At 29.0% G+C, this 11,425-nt stretch carries 6 protein-coding genes and 2 pseudogenes; 1 reads left to right on the forward strand and 7 read right to left on the reverse strand.

Going from position 1 to position 11,425, the window contains the following annotated elements:
• The 5 genes and pseudogenes from B2671_RS10545 to B2671_RS10565 all read right to left on the reverse strand — a co-directional run.
• A partial coding sequence (locus B2671_RS10545; protein ID WP_346870381.1) for a methyl-accepting chemotaxis protein occupies positions 1 to 1,251 on the reverse strand: 1,251 nt, incomplete at its 3' end.
• The gene (locus B2671_RS10550) at positions 1,187 to 1,600 is read right to left on the reverse strand and encodes a hypothetical protein (RefSeq protein WP_346870382.1); all 414 of its coding nucleotides are present in this window, start codon (positions 1,598 to 1,600) and stop codon (positions 1,187 to 1,189) included. The genes B2671_RS10545 and B2671_RS10550, both read right to left, overlap by 65 nt.
• A gap of 231 nt (positions 1,601 to 1,831) precedes the next feature.
• Positions 1,832 to 3,546 (reverse strand): annotated as a pseudogene (locus tag B2671_RS10555) (methyl-accepting chemotaxis protein).
• A 522-nt stretch (positions 3,547 to 4,068) separates the two neighbouring features.
• Positions 4,069 to 5,870, reverse strand: a pseudogene (locus B2671_RS10560) (methyl-accepting chemotaxis protein).
• Between the two features lie 242 nt (positions 5,871 to 6,112).
• Positions 6,113 to 7,411 (reverse strand): APC family permease, encoded by a 1,299-nt coding sequence (locus B2671_RS10565; RefSeq protein ID WP_346870383.1) that lies wholly within the window; start codon positions 7,409 to 7,411, stop codon positions 6,113 to 6,115.
• A gap of 331 nt (positions 7,412 to 7,742) precedes the next feature.
• Between B2671_RS10565 and B2671_RS10570 the strand changes: the two genes are divergently transcribed.
• A complete protein-coding gene (locus B2671_RS10570) occupies positions 7,743 to 8,108 on the forward strand; it encodes a hypothetical protein (RefSeq protein WP_346870384.1) in 366 nt (121 codons plus the stop codon).
• Here B2671_RS10570 and B2671_RS10575 read toward each other — a convergent pair.
• A complete protein-coding gene (locus B2671_RS10575) occupies positions 8,050 to 9,225 on the reverse strand; it encodes an amidohydrolase (RefSeq protein WP_346870385.1) in 1,176 nt (391 codons plus the stop codon). The two genes, B2671_RS10570 and B2671_RS10575, sit on opposite strands and share 59 nt — an antisense overlap.
• Before the next feature lie 156 nt (positions 9,226 to 9,381).
• Entirely contained in the window at positions 9,382 to 10,110 is a 729-nt protein-coding gene (locus B2671_RS10580; RefSeq protein WP_346870386.1) for a hypothetical protein, read from the reverse strand.
• Positions 10,111 to 11,425: the final 1,315 nt, after the last annotated feature.

Here is an 11,425-nt window from a genome sequence, read left to right on the forward strand (position 1 = left end):
TGCTCTTGCAGCTTCGATAGCAGCATTTAAAGCTAGTAGGTTAGTTTGATCAGCTATAGATGATATTGTATCTGCCATAACCCTAATACTATCTATTACAGAACTTTCTTCTATAACCTTTTTCATATTAGCTTCCTTTTGAATGTATAGTTCTTTTGCTATCTTTTTAATCTCTTTGCTATTCTCCTTTACCTTGCTGGCCCTCACTTTAGCATCACTTGCATTATTGCTTCCTTCCATAGCCTTTGAAGATAATATATTCACACTTGAATCCACTTCTTCAACAGATGCAGTTATCTCTTCTGTAGCAGCACCTGACTCCTGCATACCACCTGCAATAGTATTAACAGCCTCGTTAACATTTACAGTTTTAGCTGCTAATTCCTCAACAGTTGCTGAAAGTTCTTCCGCAGATGCACTTATATTTTCTGAATTCTCCATTATAATTTTTACGATAGAATGAATGTTTTCTGTCATCTTATTCAGATACTTACTCATTTCACCAATCTCATCATTGCTTTTTAATTCTAGTTTTTCTGTTAAATCTCCGTTTGCAATCTTCATAGCAAAAGCATTAACCTTTTTAATGTTCTTTCCTATGTAATTTGCAAAAAATAATATAAATAATACTACTATTACAATTGCAACTACTATTATTATACTGATTTTATTTCTTAGTGAATTAATTTTAAGATATACTTCTTCCTCAGGAATACATACAGCAATAATCCACTCTGTACCTTCTACGGTGCTATAATACACCTTTTGAACTCCTTTATCATCTGTAAATGTTCCTTGACCATTCTTATCAGTTAACATTTTCTTACCTAAGACTGACAATGTAGAATTTTCATCATCTTTTATATTAGTTTTCATAATTTTAGATTCATCTACATCTGCAACATATAAACCACTTTTATCTATTAAAAATGCTCTTCCTTGTGTACCTATTTCCATATTTTTTATATTATTTTGCAAAGTAGATAAATCTATATCTGCTGTGGTAACTCCTATAAAATTATTATTTGAATCGTGCATTGGACATGTAGCAGTTATCATAGAAACTTTCGCTACATCATCATAATAAGGTGATGACCATTCAACACTCTTATCAGTGTCTTGCCCCATTTTATACCAATCACTTGTTTTATAATCTGTCTTACTATATTCATTTGTATAAGTACCTTTACCATTTAATTTGTAAGCATAAGGTCCAAATAGCTGAATATCTCTTATATTTAAATGGTTCAAACCAAACACCAGCTCCAAAGGTTTCATCATTTGTGTCAATTAAGCTTTCCAACACACCTTTATAATTTTCTTCAGTCAGCGATGATATAGAATTCTCAGCCACTTTAGCTAAACTTTCAGATATTTTCTGATGCCTCTCCAAACTCTTTTCAATCTCTTGCGACTTTTCATTTAATTTACTATTCATGTTTATTTCAAGCTCACTATTTATTATCTTTTCTGCACTTGAGTAACTCATATATGCCAGTACAGCCATAGAAGCTATTATTACAGGCATAAGTAACAAAATCATCTTTACCTTAATACTTTTAATTTTTATACCTTTAACCTTCACACCCTTAAACTTCATAATTTCAGCCTCCCTCATTTTTAGCTTATATTTTATAACATATTATTTTATTTATCGTATCAATGAATATATTAAAATAGTGTAAGCTAAATATTTCTTGTTATTTCTTTAAATTGATTTTATTTTCACATACAAAAAATAGTATAAAATATATATAAACCATTTTATACTATTTTTTGTTATTAAGTTTCAATTTTAATTTACTTCTTCATAAATAAATATATGAAAATCCTATATTTTAAACCTCTTAATTACTTCATTAAGTTTCTCAGCTAATTCAGCTTGACTTTGTGCAGTNNTACTTGCTCTATAGCTTTTGTTGTGTCATCCATCCCCTCTTTTATTGTAACCGCTTCTTCACTGGATTTTTGTGATGCATCAGCCATATTTTGAATTGCATCACTTACTTCTCCAACGGTGGCTGTAATTTCTTCTGACATAGCTGCTATCTCTTCTGACATTTTACTTACAAAATCAGAATCATTAAAATATTGATTACCTGTTTGTCCATAGGCATCTAATTGTTCATGAACCCTTGTATTTATAAACTCTAATATGTCACTGCCTGTATCAATGCTACTTTTAAATGCATTTTGCACTTTAACTATGGTGTCTTGAATATTTATTACCGCCTCTGAAGATTGTTCTGCAAGCTTTCTTACTTCCTCTGCTACAACTGCAAATCCTCTACCTTGCTCCCCAGCCCTAGCTGCTTCTATTGCTGCATTTAGTGCAAGTAGATTAGTTTGCTGTGCTATACTTCCAATAGTATCTGCCATAATCTTTATACTATCTACTACTTTTCTATCTTCTATGGTCTTTTCCATATTATTCTGTTTTATATCATATAAATTTCTTGTTTCTGCTATAGCATTCTCACTATTATTTTTAACTTCAGTAGCTCTTTCTTTGAATTCATTTGCATTATTACTACCTTCCATTGCTTTTGAAGATAATATATTTATACTTGAATCAACTTCCTGAACTGATGCACTTATTTCCTCTGTTATAGCACTTGACTCTTGCATTCCAGAAGTTATATTATTTACTGCTTCATCAATTGCTTCAGCTTTAGAAGATACTTCTTCAACTATAGCTGAAAGTTCCTCTGAGGATGAGGTTATATCTTGTGAATTTTCCATTATTAATTTAACTAAATTCCCTATATTCTCTTGAGCAGAATTTAACGCCAATCCAGTTTGTCCAAATTCATCTTTTCTTGTAATAATAATTGGCATTGAAAAATCATAATCAGATAATCTCTTTGCAAATTCTTTTATTTTCATTAGGGGATTTACTATATTTTTATCTAAAATATATGCCATAAATAATATAATTAAAAATGCTACTGTAGTATAGATTATTATTTGGTATGTAACTTTATTAAACTCGTCTATATTATTTTGATTAACTTGTTCAGCATTTTCTATGTTAATTTCAATACCTCTCTCTATTTTTGCAAATATATCAATTCTTAATTGTTCTACTTCTGAATTGTATAACTTAATTGCTTCATCATAATTATTAGCTTTTGCAAGTTCAATAACCTTATTTCTTTTCTCTCTATATTTTGCTAAGTCTTGTTGATATCCTTTATAAAGTTCTTCTTCTTCTTGTGATATTTCCGGTAACTCATCATACTCAGCTTGCAATATTATATCTTCATTTGTTAAATCATCTATAGCGTTTATTTGCTCATCTAATTTTGACCTATCCCTTTCAAAAACAATTTCTAGCATATAAGTAGTAATTTCACCTATATTTACTCTTATTCCTTCTAAATCTTTGACTGATACTAAATTATTACTATACATTTCATTTGCATTTTTATTTATAGATGCACAACCTATTATTCCATATACACCTATCAAGACTATAAAAATGCATATTACTGAAAATACTGATATAAGTTTTTTCTTAACTCCTAAATTAATAAAAAGTTTCATACTAACACACACTTTCTTTTTATAATAATTTATTATTTCTTATTTTTCCCTTATATACTTCTCACAATATAACTTGAATAGAATTCTCATCCTATTATATCTCATCAATTCTATATTTTACTATTGATTTATACCATTTTCAATGAAATATACATTTTTTACACTTTAATATTATTTTTTCGACTTTTTACTTTAATTATAATAAATAAACTTTTCTTAATTATAATAAATATTATGTATAATTATTCAAATATATTGACTGTATTGAAATTTATTATCAATTACTATTTCTATTTTAATATTTCAATAAAAACTTATTAATAGTTTCTAATAAAATAATCCCATAGGTTCATGTTTGTTTTTTTATTATGAATAAAAATATTTACTTATTATTTCAGTATTTTAATTCTACTTAAACTAGCAACTTTTTTAAGATAAATAAATTATCGTATAAGAAGAAAGACTATGAGTTATTAATTTAGATATCTCATAGTCTTTCTTCTTGTATTGAAAATTTAAAATTTATATCTTAAACTTTTGAATCATCTCATTTAGTTGTTGCGCAAGTTCAGCCTGAACCTGTGCTGTTTGAGCTACTTGCTCTATGGCTTTTGTAGTTTCATCCATGCTTTCTTTTATAGTTTCTGCTTTTTCACTAGATTCTTGTGAAGATTCAGACATATTTTGAATTGCTTCACTCACTTGTCCTACTGTAGCTGTAATCTCTTGTGACATAGCTGCTATTTCTTCTGACATATCACTTACAAAATCAGAATCAACATAATATTGATTACCCATTTCTTCGTATTCATCATAAGTCTTCATTATATCTACATCAATGAATTTTAATATGTCATTTCCTGTTTCTATACTTTTATTAAATATTTGTTTTACTGTCTCTATAGTTTTTTGTATTTCTATTACAGCACCAGAAGATTGTTCTGCAAGTTTTCTTACTTCTTCTGCAACTACTGCAAAACCTCGACCTTTCTCTCCTGCTCTTGCAGCTTCGATAGCAGCATTTAAAGCTAGTAGNNTGCAGCTTCGATAGCTGCATTTAAAGCAAGCAAATTAGTTTGATCTGATATAGAAGATATAGTATCTGCCATAACTCTAATATTATCTATTACAGAACTTTCATCTATTACCTTTTTCATATTAGCTTCCTTTTGAATATATAACTCTCCTGCTACTTGCTTTACCTTTTTGCTATTATCCCTTACCTTGCTTGCTCTTCCTTTAGACTCACTGGCATTATTACTTCCTTCCATAGCTCTTGAAGATAATATATTTATACTTGAGTCTACTTCTTCAATAGAAGCGCTTATTTCCTCTGTGGTGGCGCCGGATTCTTGTACACCATCTGCAATTATATTTACAGCTTCATTAACAGTTACAGTTTTGGCTGCCAATTCCTCAACTGTTGCTGAAAGTTCTTCTGCAGATGCACTGATATTTTCTGAGTTTTCCATTATTATTTTTACTAATCCATTTACATTTTCTTGTGCAGTATTTAAAGCAATAGCTGTTTGTCCAAATTCATCTTTACTCCCTATACTAATAGGTGCTGAAAAATCATAAGAAGCTAATCGAGTTGCAAAATCTTTAATTATAATTAAAGGCTTTATAATTTTTTTACTTGCAAAAGATGATAAAACTATTGCTACTATTAATGAGGCAATAAGTAAAATTATATTAATAATTATACTCTTTACTAAGTCTTTTTTAATAATAGCTTCTTTTTCAGCTATTATCTTATCAATCTCATCTATATAATTTCCTGTTCCTATTACCCAATTAAAAGGTTCATATAATTTACTATATCCTCTTTTAAGTGATGCTTCTGTTTCTCCCGATTTTGGAAACCAATATTCAGTATATCCTCCATTCTCCTTTTTACCATTCTCTATTATTTCTTTCACAAGATATTTTCCTTTAACATCTTGTGAATTTAATCTATTTGTTCCTTCAGTTTTAGACCCTAAAAGCACAATATTTTCACCCTCAACAGTATCGATCCAAAAATAACCCTCTTCGCCAAACTTCAACTCTCTTACTAAATCTTCACTTTGTTTCTTAGCCTCATCAACAGTTAGTTTACCTATTTCAGTCTTTTTATTTATTGTATCTATCATACCAATTACAATTTCTACTTGTTCCTTAATTTTCATATCATAATCTTCATTTAAGATTTGTCTTTCACTATCTAATAGTGCATTGCTAGTTTGAATATTCATATAAGACATTACTACACTTATAGTAATCGCTGTTATTAGAGTTATTATTACTGTTGCAACACTCATTTTAGAACTAACTTTTTTCATACCTTCAATTCTCATAATATCAACTCCTTCACACTTTATTCATATTATATATATATTGTTTAATTTATCGTAACAATTCGATTATAAGAATAGTGTAAAATTCAATTTTTATTGTATTTACTTTGCTATTGAATTTTTGCTTAAATAGTTTTCTATACATTATAAAAAAGATTGATTCAAGTAATTATCTGAATCAATCTTTTTTAATTTAGAGTCATACCTCAATTCATTAAGGCAGAACACTATTTTCTTTTTAAATAATAGAATATTGGAAGACCAGCAACTGCTATGCCGATCCCTATTATGGAATTCAATGGTGCAGATACGATTGTACTATATAATATATAAATTCCTCCCAATATTCCCACCATTGGAATGAGTGGATAAAGAGGAACTTTATATGGTCTTTTATCTGCAGGTATTTTTTTTCTAAGTCTAAATATACCAAAGACACCCATGACAAAGAATATCCATAAAACAAATATTAATAAGTCCGTAAGAGTATTAAATGTTCCCGAGAAAATATAAATAGTGGCTAATGCGCCTTCAAGAATTAATGCATTAGTAGGAGTTCCAAATTTATTGTGTATTTTACCCAGTTGAGTTGAATAAGGCAATTGTTTTCTCTGTCCCATAGCTAACGGCACTCTAGCACCTGTTAATAAATATCCATTCATAGCTCCAAATACAGATACTATAATTCCTGCAGTTATAAATGCAGCACCACCTTTTCCAAATAGTGAAACTGCTATATCCGATGCTGGTGTTGTTGACGCAACTATATTTTCAATGGGCATTACATTAACCATTGCTATACTTATTAGTGCATATATAAATATAACTGAAGTAACTCCAAAAATAATTGCCTTAGGCATTTCCTTAGAAGGATTTTTTAATTCACCTGCTATATTTGTAACCCCTATCCATCCATCATAAGCCCATAAGGTACCTAATACTGCAGCTCCAAAACCAGCTCCTTCAGTCATAACGGTAACGGAGCGAAAATCATGAGTTTTACCACTAATTAAACCAAATGCAATAATAGCAACTATTGGAACAAGCTTTCCCACCGTTGAAATAGTTTGAATTGCTCCCCCATATTTAGTACTAATTATATTCATGATTATTACAAACACTAAGATTCCCACTGCTAGAAGTTTTTGCTGGAAATCATTCATTGGAATAAAAAATGTAGCGTAAGTTGAAAAAGCTATGGCTAAAGCTGCTCCCGAAGCAGGATAAGATATTACTGTTTGAACCCATCCTAATAGGAAACCCCATACGTCTCCATACAACTCCTCAAGATAAACATATAACCCACCAGTTTTAGGTATAGATGAAGCTATCTCCGCAATGGTAAGAGCCGAAGCTAAAGTTATAATACCTCCAACTACCCAAGCCATTATACCCATTATAGGTGAACCTGCATCATTAAAAACAATACCTGGTTTTAGGAATATTCCAGAGCCTATTATCATTCCAACTACTATTGCAATGGCTTCAATAAATGTTATTGTCTTCTTTTGTGTTTTTTCTATCATTGTTTCCTCCTAAATAGCTTTTTATAGCTTTATTATTTCTTGCAATTTGTTTTTTATGCTTAAGACTTAAGGGAATAAATTGCTATACTTCCATAGGAAATCAAATTTTCACCATCTCAATTTCTTAAGTAATTTCACAAAATGCATTTCTTGTATATTAATTTTAGAAATTAAATTAATTTATCTTATATTTTAAAAAATTTTTGCTAATTAGTCTAGTGTAAAATCACTTATATAAGAAAAACTATGCATAAAAATTTTTATTGATAATTTTTTATTAGAATGAATAATATATTTTTTTTTGCAAATTATAAGTTAGGTAGGAGGTGATATGTCATGGAAAACAACAATTGTAGAAATAACAACAATAACAAAAATAACAACAACAATAATAACAAAAACAACAACAATAATAACAAGAACAACAACAATAACAATAACAATAACAATAACAACAATAACAACAAATAATAATATTTCACAGACTCAAATTATGGAAACAAAAGAATTTGTTTCTACACGTAAGAAAGTGGCAACAAAATCAGTATTAGCTGGCTTCGTTGCCACTTTTATGATAATAAAAGTAATAAAAAATTATTTAGTTTTAAAACAAAAACTGTTCTTAAATATTATTGTAGCTAGTCTTCTGGTTTATAAACAACTTCACCATCAATTATTGTATACAAAGTTTTTGTAAATATCTCCATGGGATTGCCATCAAAGATTGCAATGTCAGCATCTTTTCCAGCTTCAATACTTCCAACTCTATGTGATACATTACATATTTCAGCTGCATTTATTGTAATTGCTTTAAGTCCTTCATCTATACCTAATCCTTCTTTTGCTGCAAACCCAGCACAAATTGCTAAATCTTGTATTCTTGTAACTGGATGGTCTGTAGTAATGGCTACCTTTACACCCGCCTTATGCAACAAGCCTGCTGTTTTAAAATCCATATTTTGTGTTTCTATTTTATTACGTACTGATAGAGTTGGCCCAATTATAGCTGGGAATCCTGACTCCTTTATCTCTTCTGCAATTAAATGTCCTTCTGTACAATGATCAAGGGTCATTTTTAATCCAAATTGTTTAGCTATGCGTATTGCAGTTAGAATATCATCCGCTCTATGTACATGTGCTTTTAAAGGTATCTTTTTATCAAATACAGGTATCCAACATTCTTTTCTAAACTCTTCATTAAAATCTTTGTCTTCATTACCTGATTGTTGAGAGTTTTTCTTATTTTTATAATATTGCTGAGCTTCAAACAACTCTTCTCGTAAAAGAGCAGCTATGGACATACGTGATGTTGGCATCTTATCTTTGTCATTATAATTTGATTTTGGATTTTCTCCAAATGCAACCTTCATTGCAGCAGGTTCCAGAACAATCATATTATCTATTGCTCTACCATGAGTTTTGATAAATACAAACTGTCCACCCACAACATTGGAACTTCCTGGTCCAACCATTACTCCAGTAATCCCAGCACTCAAGGCCTTGTGAAAAGTGGAATCCATAGGATTAATAGCATCTAAGGCTTTAAGGTAAGGTGTAACTGGCTCAGTCATTTCATTGCAATCATTACCTTCGAACCCTTTTCTTTCTTCTTGAATACCAATATGACTATGAGCTTCTATTATTCCAGGCATAACTATACAATTACTTGCATCAATAACTTCAGAAATGTCACTGTTATCTTCATCAATGTATTCTCCTACCTTTATAATTTTTTTCCCATCTATTAAGATAGATCCCTTATCATAATCTACACCAGCCATGGTCAATATTTTACCATTTTTAATTAATAACATAATCTTCACCTTTCTAACATATAATATTCACTTAAAATTATAGCTAAATAACTCTAATTTCATCTTAATCTAGATACATTTCTTAGCTAGATTTATCTCTTATCTAAGTATTTATATTTTGTAGGATTTTAAATAATTATTCATAATATTTTAAAGTTAAATATTGCTAAAAACTTTCTCTAGATATTGAACTTTAAATCCACTTAATGTAAGTAATAGTTGAGAAGGAAGATAAAATAACCATATTAAAAAACCCTGAAAAAATTTTATGTTGTCTCCTGCTACTATATTATAAAGTCCCACATTTAAATCACACATAAAAAATAAAAACATACCTAAAGCAATTATCCATGAAGTTTTTTGAGAATATTTACCTCTGGTTATGGTACTCACTGAGGAGTAAAGACTAGTGATTAATAAAGATGCATATATAAGTGCTAGAACAACAAGATTTTTTTCTATTGATGCTATTTCTATTCTTAATGAAACTGTTAAGGCTATGGACAATGATACTATAAAAAACATTAAATTTTTATGTTTACTATTTTCCATAATACTATGCCTTATTATGTAAGTTATTTGAACTAGAGAAAAGAAAAAAATCCCCATGATATAATTACCGGAAATTGCAAGAAAATAATCTGCAATTAAGGTAAATAGCCGAGCAAGCTGAACTAACCCTTTATCTCTTTTGCCATATCCATGAGATTTAATTAATAAAGATATTATAAAGCAAAGTACTATAGCTGAATATTTTAATGTGACTGAATATGTGTTTTTTAAATCTTTTGTTATAAAATCAATACATAAAAAAATAAAGTAAATTATAATTACTGTCTTAAAGCTGATTTTTATAAGATTTTTATTGCTTATAAGTTTATCCATTTACATCACCCAAGTATATTTATTTGCATTAACTGAGATTTATATTATTCCCTTTAATTGCTTTTTATACTATTTGAATAAACCTTACATATACAAAAAAACTAGTAAGGATTTCCCCTACTAGTCTCTTTGTTATTAATTTTTCTTTATCAGAGATGCCGCTTCTGTCTTTCCCTCAAGAATATAATTAAAAGGAAAAGCAAACTGGAGATATTTAAATACCCACTTATTATTTTCTTTAATAAGCACACCCTCTAATCTAAATGGCCATATACAATTTTCACCTTTAGCATTTTCTTTGAAGGTTTCAGCAATTCGTCTTCTAATGTTAAAAAGCTTCTCTTTATCATCTAAATCCTTATTAAATATATCCTTTATTTTATTAACTGTATTTTCAAAGGACTCTTCTTCTGAAATAACTTTTTCCATAGTACCTCTTATTACTACCCAAGCTATATCCTCATTAAAATCAACCATAGAATTTTCACTGTCTAGTCTGATCNNATAGCATCCTCTATGACCCTTAATTAACTTCTTAATTCCTTCTTTACTAGTGAATATTTCTTTATCTGTACTAGCAACAAATACATTTTTAGAAGAAAAATATTTATCAATTATAAAATTTAATTTCATATTCTTATCTAGATACTCACTATTAAAGTCTTTTATTAAATCTGTTATTTCATTTTTCATTAACTTATTTTTATGATAAGCTTCTTCTAGTTCCTTTATTTTTTTATTAACCTGAGTTCTATCACAACTATCTTTATATTCCCTTACATCTGGTACGTGTCCAACTACAGGCAAAGAAAACTGCATATGCTTTATAATCCATCTATTTTCTTTTTTTATTAATATAAAGGAAATACGTATATCCCATAGATAATCTCTTTCTATATTATCCCTTTGATTTAATAAATGGCATAAGGACCAATTAATTTCTGTCAATTTAACTTTATTAGATTTTTTACTTTCATCAGAACTTTCATCAAAATATTCTTTAATGTATCCTAAGTAACGTGTATATGTGTCACTTCTACTGTTAAAAGAATATTTCACTGTAGCTGGAGTATAAATTATAGCTGTATTTTCAAGTTCCATTATAGTAGCCTCATCAGCTATAACTCTTAAATCACCCCAATATTCCCAGTCACTTAAAAATATATCCTTAACTTCCTCATATCCAATACACCACTCGTCATCACATGTACCTACTATAGTTACACTTTCATCCTTATCAAATAATTTATCCATAAAGCTATCTATTTCATTAATATCCCTTTTAACATAGGCTTCATTAAATATATTTAATATT

Source organism: Clostridium sp. UBA5119, assembly GCF_002414285.1.
GTDB lineage: Bacteria > Bacillota > Clostridia > Clostridiales > Clostridiaceae > Clostridium_J > Clostridium_J sulfidigenes.

Excerpts from the sequence above, each read along its gene's own strand:
- B2671_RS10565 (WP_346870383.1), bottom strand. The coding sequence starts at position 7,411 with ATGATAGAAAAAACACAAAAGAAGACAATAACATTTATTGAAGCCATT.
- B2671_RS10575 (WP_346870385.1), bottom strand. The coding sequence starts at position 9,225 with ATGTTATTAATTAAAAATGGTAAAATATTGACCATGGCTGGTGTAGAT.
- B2671_RS10550 (WP_346870382.1), bottom strand. The coding sequence starts at position 1,600 with ATGAAGTTTAAGGGTGTGAAGGTTAAAGGTATAAAAATTAAAAGTATT.
- B2671_RS10580 (WP_346870386.1), bottom strand. The coding sequence starts at position 10,110 with ATGGATAAACTTATAAGCAATAAAAATCTTATAAAAATCAGCTTTAAG.
- B2671_RS10570 (WP_346870384.1), top strand. The coding sequence starts at position 7,743 with ATGTCATGGAAAACAACAATTGTAGAAATAACAACAATAACAAAAATA.